This window comes from Candidatus Enterococcus moelleringii (assembly GCF_017377575.1).
GTDB classification, from domain to species: Bacteria; Bacillota; Bacilli; order Lactobacillales; family Enterococcaceae; genus Enterococcus_A; species Enterococcus_A moelleringii.
Genome location: NZ_JAFREM010000018.1, coordinates 263,158 through 281,547, shown reverse-complemented (window position 1 = coordinate 281,547; position 18,390 = coordinate 263,158). Strand labels below are relative to the sequence as shown.

19 protein-coding genes are annotated in these 18,390 nt (G+C 44.6%); 3 read left to right on the top strand and 16 right to left on the bottom strand.

Features of this window, described 5'->3' with window-relative positions; all coding sequences use genetic code 11:
- Positions 1 to 24: 24 nt before the first annotated feature.
- The 6 genes from JZO70_RS12560 to JZO70_RS12535 all read right to left on the bottom strand — a co-directional run bounded on the left by JZO70_RS12560 (position 25) and on the right by JZO70_RS12535 (position 5,527).
- Positions 25 to 1,341 carry a GHKL domain-containing protein gene (locus JZO70_RS12560; RefSeq protein WP_207673915.1) on the bottom strand — a complete coding sequence of 439 codons (1,317 nt, stop codon included), beginning with the start codon at positions 1,339 to 1,341 and terminating at the stop codon, positions 25 to 27.
- A 2-nt stretch (positions 1,342 to 1,343) separates the two neighbouring features.
- On the bottom strand, positions 1,344 to 2,066 hold the full coding sequence (locus tag JZO70_RS12555; RefSeq protein ID WP_207673914.1) for a LytR/AlgR family response regulator transcription factor: 723 nt from the start codon (positions 2,064 to 2,066) through the stop codon (positions 1,344 to 1,346).
- Between the two features lie 329 nt (positions 2,067 to 2,395).
- Positions 2,396 to 2,857: a hypothetical protein gene (locus tag JZO70_RS12550; RefSeq protein WP_207673913.1), complete on the bottom strand. Its 462-nt coding sequence runs from the start codon at positions 2,855 to 2,857 to the stop codon at positions 2,396 to 2,398.
- 245 nt (positions 2,858 to 3,102) lie between these two features.
- Positions 3,103 to 3,408 carry a hypothetical protein gene (locus JZO70_RS12545; RefSeq protein ID WP_207673912.1) on the bottom strand — a complete coding sequence of 102 codons (306 nt, stop codon included), beginning with the start codon at positions 3,406 to 3,408 and terminating at the stop codon, positions 3,103 to 3,105.
- 131 nt (positions 3,409 to 3,539) lie between these two features.
- On the bottom strand, positions 3,540 to 3,779 hold the full coding sequence (locus JZO70_RS12540; RefSeq protein ID WP_207673911.1) for a type II toxin-antitoxin system RelB/DinJ family antitoxin: 240 nt from the start codon (positions 3,777 to 3,779) through the stop codon (positions 3,540 to 3,542).
- 74 nt (positions 3,780 to 3,853) lie between these two features.
- Positions 3,854 to 5,527, bottom strand: a complete 1,674-nt coding sequence (locus JZO70_RS12535; RefSeq protein WP_207673910.1) for a formate--tetrahydrofolate ligase — start codon at positions 5,525 to 5,527, stop codon at positions 3,854 to 3,856.
- A 226-nt stretch (positions 5,528 to 5,753) separates the two neighbouring features.
- On the opposite strand from JZO70_RS12535, the gene JZO70_RS12530 reads away from it, so the two are divergent.
- Complete coding sequence (locus JZO70_RS12530; protein WP_207673909.1) at positions 5,754 to 5,960, top strand: cold-shock protein; 207 nt, start codon at positions 5,754 to 5,756, stop codon at positions 5,958 to 5,960.
- A gap of 23 nt (positions 5,961 to 5,983) precedes the next feature.
- On the opposite strand, the gene JZO70_RS12525 is transcribed toward JZO70_RS12530, so the two are convergent.
- Positions 5,984 to 6,412, bottom strand: a complete 429-nt coding sequence (locus JZO70_RS12525) for an EbsA family protein (RefSeq protein ID WP_207673908.1) — start codon at positions 6,410 to 6,412, stop codon at positions 5,984 to 5,986.
- 34 nt (positions 6,413 to 6,446) lie between these two features.
- On the opposite strand from JZO70_RS12525, the gene JZO70_RS12520 reads away from it, so the two are divergent.
- Entirely contained in the window at positions 6,447 to 6,848 is a 402-nt protein-coding gene (locus JZO70_RS12520; RefSeq protein WP_207673907.1) for a ribonuclease HI family protein, read from the top strand.
- Here the strand turns inward: JZO70_RS12520 and cls are convergent.
- From cls to JZO70_RS12490, 6 genes are all read right to left on the bottom strand, one after another.
- The gene (gene cls, locus JZO70_RS12515; RefSeq protein WP_207673906.1) at positions 6,843 to 8,303 is read right to left on the bottom strand and encodes a cardiolipin synthase; all 1,461 of its coding nucleotides are present in this window, start codon (positions 8,301 to 8,303) and stop codon (positions 6,843 to 6,845) included. The genes JZO70_RS12520 and cls overlap by 6 nt on opposite strands.
- Positions 8,304 to 8,476: 173 nt before the next feature.
- Complete coding sequence (locus JZO70_RS12510; protein ID WP_207673905.1) at positions 8,477 to 8,731, bottom strand: type II toxin-antitoxin system RelB/DinJ family antitoxin; 255 nt, start codon at positions 8,729 to 8,731, stop codon at positions 8,477 to 8,479.
- Positions 8,732 to 8,893: 162 nt separating this feature from the next.
- Complete coding sequence (alaS, locus tag JZO70_RS12505; protein ID WP_207673904.1) at positions 8,894 to 11,527, bottom strand: alanine--tRNA ligase; 2,634 nt, start codon at positions 11,525 to 11,527, stop codon at positions 8,894 to 8,896.
- 270 nt (positions 11,528 to 11,797) lie between these two features.
- Positions 11,798 to 12,850 carry a DUF7278 family profilin-like fold-containing protein gene (locus tag JZO70_RS12500; RefSeq protein WP_207673903.1) on the bottom strand — a complete coding sequence of 351 codons (1,053 nt, stop codon included), beginning with the start codon at positions 12,848 to 12,850 and terminating at the stop codon, positions 11,798 to 11,800.
- Positions 12,851 to 13,050: 200 nt separating this feature from the next.
- Positions 13,051 to 14,403: a DEAD/DEAH box helicase gene (locus tag JZO70_RS12495; RefSeq protein WP_207673902.1), complete on the bottom strand. Its 1,353-nt coding sequence runs from the start codon at positions 14,401 to 14,403 to the stop codon at positions 13,051 to 13,053.
- Positions 14,390 to 15,568: a VanZ family protein gene (locus JZO70_RS12490; RefSeq protein ID WP_207673901.1), complete on the bottom strand. Its 1,179-nt coding sequence runs from the start codon at positions 15,566 to 15,568 to the stop codon at positions 14,390 to 14,392. Before JZO70_RS12490 ends, JZO70_RS12495 begins: the two co-directional genes overlap by 14 nt.
- A 179-nt stretch (positions 15,569 to 15,747) precedes the next feature.
- Between JZO70_RS12490 and JZO70_RS12485 the strand changes: the two genes are divergently transcribed.
- Positions 15,748 to 16,062, top strand: a complete 315-nt coding sequence (locus JZO70_RS12485) for a hypothetical protein (protein ID WP_207673900.1) — start codon at positions 15,748 to 15,750, stop codon at positions 16,060 to 16,062.
- A gap of 12 nt (positions 16,063 to 16,074) precedes the next feature.
- Here the strand turns inward: JZO70_RS12485 and JZO70_RS12480 are convergent, their stop codons facing one another.
- From JZO70_RS12480 to JZO70_RS12470, 3 genes are all read right to left on the bottom strand, one after another.
- Complete coding sequence (locus tag JZO70_RS12480; RefSeq protein WP_207673899.1) at positions 16,075 to 16,422, bottom strand: hypothetical protein; 348 nt, start codon at positions 16,420 to 16,422, stop codon at positions 16,075 to 16,077.
- A 77-nt stretch (positions 16,423 to 16,499) separates the two neighbouring features.
- Complete coding sequence (locus JZO70_RS12475; RefSeq protein ID WP_207673898.1) at positions 16,500 to 17,183, bottom strand: HD domain-containing protein; 684 nt, start codon at positions 17,181 to 17,183, stop codon at positions 16,500 to 16,502.
- The gene (locus tag JZO70_RS12470) at positions 17,176 to 18,333 is read right to left on the bottom strand and encodes a THUMP domain-containing class I SAM-dependent RNA methyltransferase (RefSeq protein ID WP_207673897.1); all 1,158 of its coding nucleotides are present in this window, start codon (positions 18,331 to 18,333) and stop codon (positions 17,176 to 17,178) included. Before JZO70_RS12470 ends, JZO70_RS12475 begins: the two co-directional genes overlap by 8 nt.
- Between the last annotated feature and the right edge of the window lie 57 nt (positions 18,334 to 18,390).

Sequence of the window (18,390 nt, the reverse complement as noted above, 5' to 3'; positions counted from 1 at the left end):
AGGAAATTCGTTGCCATCATTCGATTAGGCCTCAGCCAGCTCTGATTCGGGAACAGGCATGAACAGCATGACAGATGCCTGGAAGATCCCATCTTTTACTTCGGTAACTAAGGCGCCGTTGTATTTATCTACGACTGCTTGTACCGAAGACAGACCAATACCCGGCTGGAACTTCGTCTGCGTGTCCATGGAATTGTCTACGGTTAGAATGAACTGGTACTCTTCGGTGACACAGCGCACCCGGATGAATTTCTTTCCTTCGGTTTGGCGCTGGCAGGCCTGAACAGCATTTTCAAATAAGTTCCCGAAGATGATGCACAGCTGAGAATCAGGCACAGCGATCTTGCGGGGCAAACCGATCTTGATATCCAGCTCGGCACCGGCATCGCGGGCTTGATGCAAGTAATTGCGTACTAAGACATCTACTGCGAAGTTCTCACAGACTGGTGCTTCTTCTTTCGGCTGATAGGAAAGATACTCGTCCAGATACGCCTGCAGCCCAGCTAGGTCGGCTTCCTTCGTATAGTCGCGAATGACGGCGAAGTGGTGGCGTAAATCATGGCGGGCATTGGCGGTTTGCTCGATGGAGGACTGCAGCTGATTGAAGCGTTGGCTTTGTTGCTCCAACTGCTGCTCCATCGTCAGCATCTCCATTTCCAGTTTGCCTTTTTTCACGATGTCTAGTGTCGTGGTTAAGGTAACTACGTAGGCTCCGATACCGATTAATGCGAACAAAATGCTGAAGATCAGTCGTTGCCACATAATCATGTTCAACATATGTGAAATGTTTCCGTAAACCGTGGTAGATATGAAGAAAAGAAACGGAACTACTATTAGTGTCCGCACCTGTTTCTCCGAAAGAATCTGCATCGCCGGACAGATGACTCGTTTGAAGAAAACCCACATCAAGGGATAAACAATCACCAATATCCCCCAAACACACAAGGGCAGCCATAAGCCATCCAACAATGAAGACGAGCGTTCCCATACCAGCTCACAGATAAAAAAGGAAGCAAAGTTCACTTGGCTAGCAGCAGCTTGTTCAAATAAAAAGATATAGAGAATCTTCCAAATCCTTACGTTGAAGCTGATATAAAACACCCACAGCATTGGGAAATACATTCCGGTGCGAATCACTCCTAACAGAGGCATTCCCCCTTGTGGATTTTGCCATAAGCCTAAGAAAAGACACGTGAACCAAAAGGCACAAAGCAGAGAGATCCGCAAGGCCATCGTTTTCTTCTCGATTTTTCTAAGGGGCATCAATGGAACACAGCACAAGATGAACCAAGGTACATCAGCCATAACTGATCCTAATGCGCCGTAAAATGCTTGCTGCATCGCTATCCCCTCTCTCTGACTTTATTTAGTCGAAACCTCACATAACTAGCTTTTAACTTGCTGGCGGATTCCCGATTAATGGGCACTTTCTTTTCTCCATCCACCACAAAATCACGTTCCTCAATACTGGTGATCCATTCCATGTTCACTAAAAAACTGCGGTGACAGCGTAAAAAGCGGGGATCGTCTAACTTTTCCTCCAGCTCGTTTAAGGAACAGTAAACCATTTTCTCACCTTGACTGGTATAAAGGGTACAGGAACGGTTTTGAATTTCCACGTAATGAATGTCCCGGTGCAGCACCTCTACGTTCTTACGGTGCACCACTAATTTCGTCTTCCGTTCCTCCACCGGAATGATCCGCAGTGCCCGCTCCAAAGCCTCCTGCAATTCCTCCAAGGTAAAGGGCTTCAGCAAATAATGCAGCACCCCGATTCGGTAGCCCTCGGCCATGTGCTGCGCACTGCTGGTAATGAAAACAATCGCCGCCAGTCGATTCATGGAGCGAATCTTTTGCGCCAGCAGAATACCGCTTACTTCATCTAAATAAATATCGATAAAGTAAATGTCGAACTGCTCCTTCTCCAGCACCTTAAGCATCCCTTGTCCTGTGGTATAGGTGTTAATGATGTAGGGAACTTTTTTTTCAGTTAGTAGTTGATTGAGACCTTTTTCTAAGTAGTCCAGGTCTTTTTGCTTATCTTCACAAATCGCTATTTTCAACATCGGTCTGTTATTCTTCCTTTTTCTATCGTATTGTTATAGTGTTTTATTTTTTCATCTCACTTCTATTAAACCATATTTAAAAAGCGATTTGGGCCTAATGTTGTAAACTGTATGCTCAAATGTTGTAAATTGTAAAAAATGCAGGGTAAAAGGGCTTGATTTTTTTAAAAATTGGTGGATTAACGGTAGAGATTATTTGTTGGGGAGCTTGATTTTTTTATTACGCGTGTTATTTTAATGGGGTTTGTCCGGGGTGAATGCAGGGAAAAAGAGAAGTGCTGGGATAGTGATTTCCAGCGCTTCTCTTTGGGTGGGTGATTGTTTTTCACTTACTGTAGCAATTTGACTTCTCTGTCTGAGCTATCCATAACTGGCGGATTCTCGAGACTCTCTTTGTCAGGATAAATGTTGAAGGAGACATACCAGGCCTGGCTACTGGTTACTAGCTCTAAGTCGTCATACTTATCAGCCAACTCTTCACTTGTTTGCTGGGACAGGTCAAATAGAGGCAAAATTTCTGTCGTACCGGCTTTTAGTGTCTCCCAATTACCCTCTTTGTCTAAACGAACATATTCGTTGTCAGTGATTTCTCTGAACACCCATTTGGCTTCGATGCCTTCAAATGGCTGCGGCGGGGTCAGTGTGCCCCGCTCACCAACTATTGCGTTGATTTCATCCTCTTCGACTTTGTGCTCAAAACCGATTGTAGTTTTTGAGGTTTTTTCGACTTTCCCGCATGAAATTAAGCCAATCGAAAGCAACATCAGTAAAGCAATGATCTTCTTTCCCATGATTTTCACCTCACCTTGTGAATTTTGTGGTGTCTATTCAACAGTATCATGCTTCTTGGGTATTAATTATTGGTCAAAATTCAAAATTTCAATCTTTCGATACAGGTTGTTCACAAATTAGTCATATTTTCTCGCTATTATAAAGGTACCAACAAACAACCCTAACACTTTTTCATTTTTAACTCCTTACTAGCTGGTTCTCGCCAGCTAGTTTTTTGTGTTCTGGGGTGGTTTGCTCAAACTGTTTAGTCGCTTTTTTGGATTTTCAAGATTTTTGTGAATCTGGCTGGGTCGCTTTGCTGAACAGGCCCTTCTGCTTCTACAGAGACTTTACTTCCTAATTCTAAAACTAAATCGGAAAAATCGTAGTCTTCTTTACCTATTAAGTAGCGTCCGCCTTCTCTGTCGTCTTCAAAAACCAGATACTCTGGCGATATTTCCGTTACTGTGCCTTGTATTCGAGTGGTGGGGCCGGTTGAATATACAGCTCTATGTAGTATCATGCCGGTAAAAAGACCGGCGATCATCAGGATGACATATTTCTTTTTCAACGTGATCTCCCCCTTTTGTTAAGAGTATCACGCCTTGGTATTAGAGGGAAGGATGTTTTTCGTTGCATAATAAAAAGGCCCTCACGTTGAAGTGAGAGCTTGAAGGGGATAAGGAGAGTAAGAGATGAACTTCAGCCGTTTCGCACCCATTCCTTGAAGTCTTCTGGTGCATCCGCTGGGACTACTACGCCTTTTCCATTTGTATTCAGTTGAAGCTTGTTCTTAGGCTTAATACTAGGAACAAAAGGCAACGTGCCCTCCTCGAGACTTTGAGCAATAAATAAGTGAACAGCTTGTTCGATTGTTAATCCATATTCAGCAAACATTTTTTCTGCTTGCTCCAATTCTCCATTTGGTAAATGAATTTCCAACTTAATCAGCTCCTTTTTCCATTCCAAAAGAGACAGAAAGCTCCCGCCTTCTGTCTCCACATCTCAATTCAGTTCTAGAACAATCCAATCGCATTTCCGTCTTTATCGACATCCATGTTCAAGGCTGCTGGTTTCTTCGGCAAGCCTGGCATGGTCATTACATCCCCAGTCAGGGCTACGACGAAGCCGGCACCGATTTTTGGTACGAACTCACGGATGGTTACGGTGAAGTCCTCTGGTGCGCCTAGTTTTGCTGGGTCATCCGACAATGAATATTGGGTCTTCGCCATACATACCGGCAGGCGATCCCAGCCGTATTTCTTGAAGGTTGCCAGCTGCTGCTTAGCTTTTTTACTGTAGGAAACGCCGGAGCCGCCGTAGATTTCTTTGACAACTGTTTCGACTTTTTCCTGCAGGTCGTCATGCTCTGGGCTGAAGATGGATTTGAAGCGGGCATCGCTGTTTTCGATGGTTTCCACTACCGTATTGGCTAGATCGATACCGCCGTCAGGGCCTTTTTCCCATACGCTGGCAAGCTCTACTTTCACGTCTTCAGCTTCACAAAGCTCTTTCAACAAAGTTATTTCTTTAGCGGTATCGCTGATGAATTCGTTAATGGCAACTACCACAGGCAGGCCGTATTTCTTCATGTTGGCGATATGTTTGGCTAGATTGCTGAAGCCAGTTTTCAGTGCTTCCAGATTTTCCGCGCTTAAGTCTGGTTTGGCTACGCCGCCGTGCATCTTCAAGGCACGGATGGTTGCCACGATCACTACTAAGTCTGGTGCTTTGCCTAGACTTGGAACTTTGATGTCTAGGAATTTCTCGCCCCCCAGGTCAGCGCCGAAACCAGCTTCGGTTACGGTGTAGTCGCCGCAATGCAACGCTGTTTTGGTAGCTAGGATACTGTTACAGCCGTGAGCGATATTGGCAAATGGTCCGCCGTGCACAAAGGCTGGTGTTTGATAAATAGTTTGAACTAAGTTTGGCTTGATGGCATCCTTTAGAATCAAGGCTAGCGCGCCTTCCACTTTCAAGTCGCCGACAGTAATCGGTTCGCGGCCAAAGGTGTAAGCCACCACGATGTTTGCCAAACGGCGTTTCAAGTCAGTGATGTCGGTAGACAGGCACAGTACTGCCATGATTTCGCTGGCTACGGTGATGTCAAAGCCGTCTTCCCGAGGAACCCCGTTGATCGGTCCGCCTAGTCCGGCCACGATATTACGCAGCTCACGGTCGTTTAAGTCTACTACCCGTTTCCAAATAATGCGACGGGCATCGATGCCTAGTTCGTTGCCTTGGTGGATATGGTTGTCTAATAAAGCTGACAAGGCATTGTTAGCCGTGGTAATGGCGTGCATATCGCCGGTAAAGTGCAGGTTGATGTCTTCCATTGGCAAGACTTGGGCATAGCCGCCGCCAGTTGCACCGCCTTTAATCCCCATAACGGGGCCTAAGGATGGCTCACGCAAGGCAATCACGGTGTTTTTGCCGATTTTGTTTAGGGCATCTCCTAAGCCGATGGTAACCGTCGACTTGCCTTCACCTGCTGGCGTAGGATTGATGGACGTTACTAGAATCAGTTTGCCTTCTGGTTGTTGATGAATACGGTTCAAAGCGGTGAAGTCGATCTTAGCTTTGTATTTGCCGTATAGTTCAAGATCCTCCGCTGTAAGGTTTAGTTTTTCTGCGATTTGGGTAATGGGTGCTAATTCGGTTGCTTGAGAAATTTCGATATCTGTTTTCATGAATACTTCCTTTCCCGAACGATAATCATTTTGGGTACTGTTTTATTCGTTCATTCACATTATAACGAATTTATTTGAGAAAAACACTAATTAGCCACAGTAAATTTCCATCGATTAGAAAAGCGTTCGGGTTTGGGGGAAACTGGGCTCAGATCGCTAGTTTACTCGCTTTTTGACTGCCGTTGGATTATAATGAAGGCACTACTTATAAAGGAGTGTGGCTGTATTGAAAACGGGGATTGTTAAGTGGTTCGATGAGGCAAAAGGGTATGGGTTTATCACTTATGATGAGGACCAAGAAGTATTTGTCCATTTTACAGCTATTGAAGAGGATGGCTTTAAGACGTTAAGTCAAGATGAAGTAGTAACTTTTGATATCGTTGAAGGCGCGCGGGGCGCACAAGCAGCACACGTGAAAAAGAATGTAGATTAATTTAAAAAAAATAAACGTAGAGATTAGTCATGACTAATCTTTACGTTTTCTTCTTTTATCTTGAGTTGGGGAAACTGGGCCTTAGCAGCTTGCAAGAAGCGCTGCCGCTGTTTTTTCGACATGGATAGCTGGTAATCGCCAAGCCCTTTTTGTTTGATGATGATGCCGTCTTTACGGTCGAGAATCACGTCGATATGGGAAATCGGCAAAAATTGCTTGCGCCACACCAGGGAATAATGAATCGTCAGGCCTTTTTCGTTAATGGTCAAATACCGGTGCACACCGATGGCCGCAAAAACGAAAAACAATCCGATAATCAGGTTGCCCTTTAAAAAGGGACCGGTATTCTCCAAGGTAACGATCAGCCCGTAAAACAAGATGATAAAGGTAATCGACCAATAAATTATGGCAAGTGACAGCTCCGGCTGCCAAAAATAGCGCTTGCTCTTCAATGTACGTACTCCTAACTTAACAAAGGATGATTTTATGATAAAAGTATATACAGACGCCGCTACAAATGCACAACAGAAAAAAAGCGGAGGCGGTATTTTGATCGTCAACGATAACCAGCAAACCCAGCTGTCTTTTCCCTTAGAGGAAGAAGACAATCACTCAGCCGAACTGGCGGCCATCATGTATGCGTTGCGGTATTTGCTGGAAAATCAGCTGGAAAACCAAAATGTACTTTTGTATTCAGATAGTAAAACTGCAATAAAAATACTAGACCAAGGCCAGACAAAAAACAACCGTTTTTCGCCATATTTAACGGAGTTTAACGAAATAAGCGAAAAATTCACATTATTGGTGCTGCAGTGGATACCTGAAAGCAAAAATAAAGGCGCGGATCATCTCGCGCGCCAAGGGTTGCAAAAGAGTCTGAAATTATAAAACTGGCGACAATAGTCGAGAGAATTTTTGTTTAAAGTTCAACCAGTGGGATTGTTTGGCAATCATCTGGTCAGTTAACAGGATCGAATCCTCCATGTCGGCTTCAAAAATTGCTCGGAACTGCTGGGCAATCGCTGGATCATAAATGAAGGCACTGACTTCAAAGTTCAACTCGTAGCTGCGGATATCCTGATTGGTTGAACCAAAGCTGGCCAGCTCGTTGTCCACTACCATCGTTTTCGAATGCAGAAAGCCATTGTTGTAATGGTAAATCTTCACGCCTCGCTGATGCAGGTAGTTGGCATAATATTGGGTCGCCCGATAGATGAAGGGATGATCTGGCATAATCGGAATCATAATCCGTACATCGATTCCGGAACGCACCGCGATTAACAGCGCCGAAATGATTGTTTCATCCGGCACTAAGTAAGGTGACTGAATCCAGACACTCTTCTCTGCCGCTAAAATCATGCGGACAAAGCCATCGCGAATAATTAATTCCTCTGATTCGGGGCCGTCTGCGACAATTTGCATCGGCACCCCTTTTTTGATTTCTTTTTCCGGCAACACAAAATATTCCGGCAAGTAAGCCATCCGGTTTTCCTTGTGAACCACGGAAGCATTCCAGTCCCGCAGGAAGATTTCCTGCATAGTGAAGCTGGCTGTTCCCACCACTCGGGCATGGGTATCCCGCCAGTTGCCGAAGCGTTCTGATTCACCTAAGTATTGGTCGCCGACGTTAAAGCCGCCGGTCCAGCCGATTTGACCGTCAATAATCACCAGCTTGCGGTGCAAGTGATAATTCAGCCGGGTTTTGGCGATAATATTTTTCGAAGTAATAAAGGGTGAGACCTTGCCGCCCTTTTCTCTTAGCTTGGCAAAGAACTGCTTGTTGGCCTTCGGTGAGCCCCATGGATCGTAAATCATCCGGACCTCCACGCCCTGCTCAGCCTTTTCCTCTAAGATACGCAGGAAACGATTGCCGATCTTGTCATTGAAGAAGGCATAGTATTCCACGTGAATGTTGTTTTTGGCATTGCGCATATCTTCAAATAGGCGCTCAAATTTGTCGGTACCGTCTAAAAAGAACTCAATTTCATTACGAACAGCAATCGGCGACTCATCCCGGCGGTCAAAATAATGAGACAACGCCTCAGCTGTCGGGTACAAATTACTCGGTTCGTTGTGGCGTACGTTACGGTTATCTTCCTCGATAATCTCAGCAATCTCCTTGATCCGGCGATGATCTTCTTGTTCAAAGCGATAAACCGTTTCCCCGTCGATCCCCCGCCCGCAAAAGGCGTACAAGACAAAGCCGATAACCGGTAAAAGCGTCAGCGTCAACAGCCAAGCCAGCGTGGAGTTGATACTCCGGGGCTTGCGGAAGACAGTAATGATCGCAACCACCGTATTAATAAAAATGATAAACAAAATAATTTCTTCAATATATCTCATATATACAAATCCTCATTCCTGGAAATTCTTCATTTCAGCTCAGAATCCCACCGTTCTTCTTAGGATTATACCGATAAAATAAAAAAATAACAAGAAAAGCGCTGTGAAAGGAAGTTCGGATGTATTTGCATGAGGGCAGCCCATTTGTAAGATGATTTTATTTACAACATAGCCTAGGTTTTTAAGTCTTCCCACAATTCTTGTGAACTAGCATACACCTTACTATCTCGCAGGTCTTCATTCAGTGCAGCTACTGTTTCTTCATTGGGCTTTTGCGACAATCTCACCTCAAAAGGCAAGCCGTTGTTCAAGATGATTTGCTGGTAAAAAAGCGTCAAAGCCTCTGAGCGAGTTAGACCTAAGTCACTTAAGATTGATTCGGCTTTTTCTGCTAATTCGTCGTCTATTCTTGCTTGTACTAGCTTCATGGTGTTCCCTCCTTAGTTGTCTCTTATGTTTATATTTTAATATAAGAAGCTGATCTCCGCAGTAAATCTGAATGGATTTATCTAGAGAAGAAAAAAATCGATCTCCCGAAAGTCTGCCCACAGGACAAACTTCTGGAAAATCGATCGTATTTCAGCTGTTTTTTACGCCAACCACTCTTGGGCAGCTTTCAGCGCATCTGGCAAGCCTGCTGGGTTCTTCCCGCCTGCTTGAGCCATGTCTGGGCGTCCGCCGCCACCGCCGCCGACTTTCGGTGCGATTGCTTTGATTAGGTCGCCGGCTTTTAGGCCTTTTTCCACTGCTGCTGGGCTCATCGCCACTAACAGATTGGCTTTTTCGCCTTGTCCAGTACCTAACACTAGAACGTCAGAGTAGTTCTTTTGTTTCCATTGGTCAGCCAACTGACGTAATTGATTCATATCTTTTACGTTGACTTGGGCTGTAATAATGGTAGTGCCATTGATTTCTTTGACGTCTTTGAAGACATCGCCAGCTTGTTGGTTCGCTAGTTTAGTGCTTAGTTGTTCATTTTCTTTTTGCAATTCACGTAATTGTTGTTGCAGCTGTTCCGTTTTGCTGACAACGTCCTTCATTTGTGGAGATTTCACGGTTTGAGCGACTTGCGTTAACAAATCTTCTTCATCCCGGAAGGCTTCGTAAGCTTCTTGCCCGGTCAAGGCTTCGATCCGGCGTACGCCAGCACCGATCCCTGATTCAGAAACGATCTTGAACAGACCGATATCTTCGGTGTTTCTTACATGGGTTCCCCCACAAAGTTCGATTGACCAGTCGCCAATGTTTACCACACGCACGTCGTGGCCGTATTTTTCACCAAACAGCGCCATTGCGCCCATTTCTTTGGCCGAATCAATATCGGTTTCGATCGTAACAACCGGGATAGCTTCCCAAATGCGTTGGTTGACGATTTTTTCCATTTCCTTCAGCTCATCTGCCGTTACTTGGCCGAAGTGGGTGAAGTCAAAGCGCAAGTGTTTTGGTGCTACCAATGAACCAGCTTGGTTAGCATGGTCGCCTAACACTTCTTTTAGGGCTTTGTGCAGCAAGTGAGTTGCGGTATGGTTTTTCAAGATTTTGTTGCGCATCGCAGCATTTACTTGCAAGAAGTATGTTTCGCCTTCTTTTAGCGGCAATTGGATTTCCACTGTGTGCAGCGGTTGGCCGTTTGGCGCTTTTTTCACGTCGACAACTTTAGCAACTACATGGCCATCTTTGTCCGCCACGATTCCGTGATCGGCTACCTGTCCACCCATTTCAGCGTAGAAAGGAGTTGCGGCAAAGATCAATTGAGCTGTGCCTTCGTTAGCAGTATCCACCACTGCATCGTTTTGCAGGATGACTTCTAATTGGCTTTCCACTTCTAAATGGTCATAGCCGACGAATTCACTTTTGACTTTGATGTCGCCAAGCAAGGCTGTTTGCACGCCCATTGAGGTTTCAGTTGAGCGTGCTGCCCGCGCCCGTTCTTTTTGCGCTTGCATTTCCACGTCGAAGCCTTCGTGATCGACCTTCAAGCCTTCATCTTCAGCAACTTCTTCCGTCAATTCCACTGGGAAACCAAAAGTATCATACAATTTGAAGATCACTTTACCTTCTAAAGTCGTTTCGCCTTTGGCTTTCAAGTCAGCCAATACATCGGTTAACATCGACAAGCCCTCATTGATAGTTTCATGGAACCGTTCTTCTTCGTTGCGTACGACTTTTTGGATGAAGTCAGCTTGTTCCAAGACTTCTGGATAGTAGCTGACCATCACTTCGCCTACGATTGGCACTAATTTGTACAAGAATGCTTCGTTGATGCCTAATTTTTTGCCATGCATAACGGCACGACGTAACAGACGACGCAAGACATAGCCGCGGCCTTCATTTGATGGCAGCGCACCGTCACCAATCGCAAAAGCCAATGAACGAATGTGGTCGGCAATGACTTTAAAGGATACGTCCAATTGTTTGTCAGAGCCGTATTTTTTGCCGCTTAATTCTTCGGTTTTAGCGATGATTGGCAAGAACAGGTCCGTTTCAAAGTTGGTTGGTGCATCTTGAATAATCGAAACCATCCGCTCCAAGCCCATGCCGGTATCAATGTTTTGGTTTGGCAGCGGTTCGTAAGTATTGTCTGGTTTGTGGTTAAATTCAGAGAATACCAAGTTCCAGATTTCCAAGTAGCGTTCGTTTTCGCCGCCAGGATAGTTTTCAGGATCGCCTTCTGGCAGATCGTTGAAGGATTCGCCGCGATCGTAGAAGATTTCTGAGTCAGGTCCGCTTGGTCCAACCCCTAAATCCCAGAAGTTGTCAGCCACTTCCACCACGTGATCTTCCGGCAGGCCGATTTCTTCCAGCCAGATGCGTTTTGCTTCTTTGTCTTCCGGATAAACGGTTACGTACAATTTATCTTCGTCAAAGTCGATCCATTCTGGTGAAGTTAGAAATTCCCAAGCCCATGCGATGGCTTCTTTTTTGAAGTAATCACCGATAGAGAAGTTCCCCAGCATTTCGAACATCGTATGGTGACGGGCGGTTTTGCCGACGTTTTCGATATCGTTGGTACGGATTGATTTTTGGGCATTGGTAATCCGCGGATTTTCCGGCACGACGGAACCGTCGAAGTATTTCTTCATGGTTGCCACGCCTGAGTTGATCCATAATAGTGATGGGTCGTTGACTGGTACAAGTGAGGCACTAGGCTCCACCATATGGCCTTTGGATTTGAAAAAGTCCAAGTACATTTGACGGACTTGTGCGCTGGTTAATTGTTTCATCTTTTCTCCTCTTTTCTAAAAAATAAAAAAAACTACCACTGCATTCAAGGACGAAAACTCGCGGTACCACCTTGATTGCAATGATAGATCATTACCTCTTCAGCTCGTTAACGCCGAGTAGCGTTGATCTTTCGACCAAAGTTTAATCCAGGGAGCAATTTGTCAGGTTCACCGCGCGGCTCTCAGCAATGCCGCACTTTCTGTGGATGGATGTCCGTAACAAACCTTATCCTGTCAGTAAGTATAAGAAAAAGCAGCCAAAATGTCAATCTACATCTTCACAATAATCGCTTTCCGATAAATATATTCGTTAGGCTTCAGAATTTCCTCATGCAAAAGCGTCCGATCCGGCGTGTAATAGGTGGACAACGCCAGCTTATCGACAATCGGCAAGCCGGTATTTATCTTGCGGCTGCGCAGCTTCAGCACGCCGGGATCTTCAGTGATTTCATAGCGGCTCATGGAGGTGTCAAACAACAAACCAAACATATTCAGTCCAGTCATCAGTCGGTGAATCTTCTTGCCGCGGTAGGGATCGTTGATGTTTAAGTCATTGCCCCAGCGGAAAAGACGCCGGGTCCCCGCGCCATTGGCATACTCCCACTGATCCTCGGTTAATAAATCGAAGTTCTTTTTGCGAATTTGCTTCCGCAATGACGTGTACGTATGAGTAGCATGCTCATAAACATTAAAGCGGTCACTGTTAGGCACCAATTCAATGTACCAGCGATTCGCTTTCAAGACACTTTTCGGAAAATTCCAACGCACACTTTCAGAAGCGGTCAGCTCAGGACAAATAATCTCTTGAATTTCCTTCTCATAAGCAGCAAACTTGTCGGCCTGACCGGTAAAGCTGCCGGTCACCGAGTCATACACACCTAAAAAATTGGTGCCAGCTGGCAAAGCATAGCGCTGCATAAACATCGGCGGGATTTTTATCTTCCGCAGGCTGCTGGTATGGTCATTAATAAAATCCGCCAGCGAATGGACATCCAGCAAATCATAGCTGTTTTGCAGCTCTTCCGGGATGTTTACTTCCGGTGAATTAGGCGCTGTTTCCAGCAGGGACAGTCCTTTGGTTCCCAAATTCCAGCCTAAGATGGCGTCCTTGTTGCCAGGAATAAAAACGAATTCTTCGTCATCGATCATCAGCTCAAAGGTTTCACACTTGATGCCGTACAACTCAAATTCCTTCAGCTCAATATCAGTGATACGCAATAAAGGATTAACAAAGTACATTAACACCTGACTAAACAAGGTCCTTTTTTCCTTGTCGTTCAATCGTTTCCAGTAAGACCAGTCTAGTTGATCAACGAGATTCACTCGCGATTCCTCCCCCGTTTTTATGTATGAGGAAATTATACCATTATCTCCAGTCAGTGGGAGGGAAATCAAGGAATTCTTTGGAAAACGGAGGGGAAATTGGCGTAGGAAGCGCTTTTTTGATCGTAATTGGGTGGGAATTGGTGTTTCAGAAGACGCCAAAAAAAGACAATGGACAAACACGTCCATTGTCTTTCTGATTATTTCTTACTAGAATTCTTTTTATTCTTACGAATTGAGCGTTCGGCCTGACGACGGTTTTGACGGCGTTTTTGTTGATTGGATTCTGAAATCGCGCGATCAATTTTGCGTTTGTAGCCTGGTTTGATTTTTTTCTTTTTCTTCTTCACTAGACCGATCAAAGTTGGATCTAGTTCATCCTTGTTCTTTTCCCGTTTTTGACGACGGTTGCGGTCATAGGTATCCACGATTTCGCCATTTTTGATTTCTTTTGGCTTGAAGGTAATGCCTAATTTTTCAATCTGGTTAATGGCATCTTCGTCGCTAGGATTGTACAAAGTAATCGCAATCCCTGGCAGACCATTACGGCCCGTCCGTCCAACACGGTGAATAAAGAAGTCCAACTCATGAGGAACTTCGGCGTTAATTACGTGAGACACGCCTTCGATATCAATGCCGCGGGCTGCTAAATCAGTTGCCACCACATATTGATAATCCAGGTTTTGCACCTGACGCATCACCCGTTTACGTTCACGAGGAGTAATATCGCCGTGAATCTTAGCGACTTTCAACCCTTGTGATTTCAAGAAATCGTAAATTCCGTCGACATTCTGCTTGGTATTGGCGAAAACAATCGCTAAATAAGGATGACCTAACGTTAATAATTGATAAATCAATTGGTTGCGGTCTTTGCCTTTAGTTGAAATCAACCAGTTATCAATCGTATCAGAGATCACAGCTTGGGCTTTGATTTCTTCAATAATTGGATTTTCCATGTATTTCAATAGGAACGGACGCAGCTTTTCCGGAATCGTTGCTGAAAAGACCAGCATTTGAACCTGTTTCGGCAAGCGACCAGCAATTTGATCGACTTCGTTTAAGAAGCCCATGTCTAAGGTCATATCCGCTTCATCGACAATGAAGTATTTCGCTGTATGAATTTTCAAGGCTTGTTCGTTCATCAGATCCAGAATACGTCCTGGTGTACCGATAACTACGTGAGGCTGTTGGCCTTTTAATTTGTCTAATTGGCGCTGCTTGTCGGTTCCGCCGACAAAGTTAGTTACACGAATTTCAGTTGGCGAAAATTTGGCAATTTGAATCGCCGCTTGGTAAATTTGTGTGGCTAATTCACGACTCGGTGCCGTGATTACGATTTGTACTTCATCTTGAGTGCCATCTAACTTGTCCATTAGCGGCAATAAGAAGGTGTGGGTCTTGCCGGATCCGGTTTGGGATTGGCCGACGATGTTTCTCCCTTTTTTGATCATGGGAATTAGTTTCTCTTGAACGGGAGTTGGTTCCATAAAGCCTTTATCTTGGATGGCTTCCATAATAAATGGCTGGAATTGGAAATTTTTAAATGTTGCCATGTTCTACCTCTTTCTTTTCTACCGTACTTCTAGTGTACGTGCGGCTCGCCTTTTCATGAAACAGACGAGGGTTTCTTCTTATGAGAGCATACAATAAGTTGAAGACAAATAAAAGTAAAATTCCAAAACTTATCAAAGCTAAAATAGAATATGCGATAAAAAGCACATGATTTTGAGTGGTTAAGTGAGTAATACTGAACTGAAAAATTTGGTTAACGACATACATCAGCAGGTAAAAGAAGCTGTAACGCTTCACTAAAGCAACAAATCGCACCCGCAAACGACCGGTTTCTTCTACTTTAATCCGCACGATCTTTTTGCCGACGGTCTGACCGCGCCACAGGTACATGATGATCATGAAATATGCGACTACCTGGAAAATAAACCAGCCGAGATTAAAGCTTAAGCTGGAGGAATCAGCTAACGACCTGGTTGCAGTAAAGAAGCTTAAAACCACCTGCAGCAAACCAGTCGCAACGCCAATCACCAGCCAGTCGATCAAAGCCGCCACTGCCCGCCGCAGCAACGTCACTCGGTGTCCCTTCTCCAACGACTCCTCATCCAACTCATAACGCGTCGGCAAGAAGAATGTGAAAAGCGGCGCACAGATGAATCCCAACGTTCCACCTAGCGTGTTGTGAAGCAGATCGTTGACATCAAACAAACGATACGGTCTAGGATAAATGAAATACAGACCGCTTAATTGGGTCAACTCGAAAAACAGCGACAAACAAAAGCTGGCTAAGATCGTCTTCTTCCAAGACATGCGGAAGTAATAGCGGCAATACACCCCAAAGGGAAACAGCAGCAAAACATTAAAAACCGGCTCTAGAAAGACGCCCTGGCGCATCGCCGGAAAATACGTGCTGGGATCATTCAGCCGCAACACAGTCTGACTGGCAAAATTCTCCCATGATTGAAACAGGTGCAGATTGTATCGCGGAGTGGTCAGCTCAGCCACCGACTGAATACTTGGCAGCGGTAAAATCACTAGAAAATAAGTGCATAATAGATAGAAGACAAAGGAATACAGAATCAAGCTCCGCAGCTTGCCAAGGGTTCCGTATTTACGGTAATAATAGATTAAAATCGGCGCGGTAATCAATAAGGCCAGCAATGGGAAAAAGAGCACCGCCGTTTTGATAGGAAAAACATAACTGGACATAACAAAACCTCCTACTGCTCACTTTACCGAAAAAGCTTTATTTTCACAAACTATAGCTCCAAGAGAAGCGGATAGTTCGGCAGCGCAAAATATTTTCAACCTCAAAAAAGCCAATTCGATAAATGATATAGTATAATAGTACAAACCCAATCGAATTTAAACTTTAAGGAGCTATTATTATGTTAACTGCCACATTTGCCTTTGGCGTACCCATCGGCTTAATTGTACTTTATGTTATTTTCCTATTTGTTCGAAAAGCAAAATATTCAGATTATCGCCGTTTTGCGTTAGCTTTGATATCAGTCTTTTTAACGACTTTTAGTTACCAAGTCTATCGTTATAGCCAAACCGTTCTTTTAGTTAATCCTTTAGAAGACTTTAAAGAGTCTTTTGGCTACGCGCCGGGCCTGCTGCTGATTCCTTTGCTGCTAGGTGTCGTATTGACGGTGATTAACTTCTTCTTATTGTTCCGCCAATTCCGAAAAAAAGAATAACAGGATTTCCTGTTATTCTTCAAATTGAAACCATTCAATTTCAACGTTATCAGTCAATTTCAGCGTCTGTAGATCTAACTCTACCCATTCTTTCGAAGTCGGATAATATTGATTACTTTCTAACGTTTCTTCGATCGTATCTAGCAAAACCTCTTTACTCCAGGAATAACCTTGAACGTCATCCATTAACAGATGGAGCAAATAAGGGTTCTTCAAAAGCAGAAAGTCCTCTTCATATTTGTAAAGCAGTACCTGGTAAGTTTTTGATTTCATTCTTCCACGAATTGCAAATAAGCCTTCAGTTAATTCCGAAAGAAGGGACGACATTTTCTCAGGCTGTATCATCTGACGATTTAACATCCTTTGATCCCCTTTCCTTACTGGACCAATTATACGAAAAAGCAATGCATAAGGATAACGATTGGCCTACCTTCACCTTATCCTTTCATTTTCGGCTCATTTTCCTCAGAAGTCAACAACTTTCCGTCCCATTCTGCATAAAACTCGTCTAAAAAAATGTGCATGAAGGTGGTTCGGCGATGAGCCTCCCGCTTGCCCGCGACTGTATTCATAGTTTCTTCCAATAAAAAAAGCTTCTCGTAAAAATGATTGACTACCGTACTTTTTTCCCGGTATTCGGCTTTAGTTTTGAATTTTTTCGGTGTCCGATCAGGTAAATGCATTGGACTTTGGCTGTGACCACCGTAATAAGCGGTGCGCATAATACCAATTGCCCCCAGCGCATCAATCCGATCCGCATCCTGGACAATCTGCCCTTCGATGGTCAAATCGGCCTTGCCATTTTCCAATTCCTTGGAATAAGAAAGGTTGTCGATAATCCCTAAGACCTGCTGGATCTTATCGTTGGACCACTCCAAAGAAGCCAGAAACTCAACGATTTTTTGCCGTTCGGCCGCTGGATTAGCCACTACCTTGTCATCGATCACATCGTGCAGGTAGCTGGCTGCCCAAATAATCGCTTCATCGCCGGCATTTTCCTCAAGCCGTAAAGCTTCGGCAATTTTCGCCACCCGCTCGCTATGAAAAAAATCGTGACCTGTCGTGTCGTCCGTCAATTTTTCATAGCTGTAGTTGCGAATCGCCGTTAAATCGTTATTCACTTGGCTTCTCTTTTCTTGGTGGACGTTGACCCCAATATTGGAAGAGATCGGTACGAATCGCTCCGTTGTATAATTTACGTTTTTTTGTGGCTTTCGCGCCATAATGTTCTTCAAAGGTCAGGTCGCTGGTTAGAATGTACTTGCTCCAAGTTTTCAAAGGCTTAAAGACTTGGCCCATTTCCCGGTACAGCTGTTGTACCTTTTCTTCATCGCCTAGACGTTCTCCGTAAGGCGGATTAGCTACGATAACGCCGTATTCTTTATCGGTTTTGAAATCCTTGATAGCTTGCTGCTTGAAGACAATTGAATCCCCCAAGCCGATTTCATCGGCATTGCGTTGAGCAATATCGATCATTTGACCGTTAATATCAGCACCGGTAATATCCAGAACAATGTCATAATCAGCTTTTGCTTCAGCTTCAGCCCGCACTTTTTCAAAGACTTCCTTATCAAACCAATCCCAAGTTTCGCAAACAAACTCACGATTGAAGCCGGGTGCGATATTGTGACCGATTAAGGCTGCTTCAATACATAAAGTCCCTGAACCGCAAACCGGATCATAAAAGGGACGATCTTTGCGCCAGTTGGTTAATTGAATCAAAGCTGCCGCCATGTTTTCCTTCAATGGTGCGCCGCCTTTTTCCAACCGGTAGCCCCGTTTAAACAAGCTTGGGCCAGTGGTATCAATCGTTAATACTACATGATCCTTCAATAGCGCTACTTCTAACTGGAAGAAAGCGCCGGTTTCTGGCAATGGCACACTCGCTGGACGGTGATAGACTCCCCGCAAGCGTTCAACGATCGCTTTTTTGGTAATCGCCTGACAGTCAGGCACACTGTACAATTTTGATTTGATGGAACGGCCAGCTACTGGGAATTTTGCATCCATTGGCAGGAAGTCTTCCCAAGGCAAAGCTTTCACCTGTTCAAATAATTCATCGAAGGTAAAGGCATCAAATTCACCCACTACGATTTTCACCCGGTCAGCTGTACGCAGCCAAAGATTCGCTGTGGCAATGGTCTCCAGGTCGCCTTCAAAACGAGCCCGACCGTTTTCAATCTGGCAATCAATGCCCAGGTCCCGTAATTCTTTTCCCACCAGCGCTTCAATACCGGCAGCTGCTGTGGCAATTAGTTGGAATTTTTTCATGTTATTCTCCTTATCTGGAATCAATCCAGTAAATTATTTCTCTAATTCAGAAAAAAA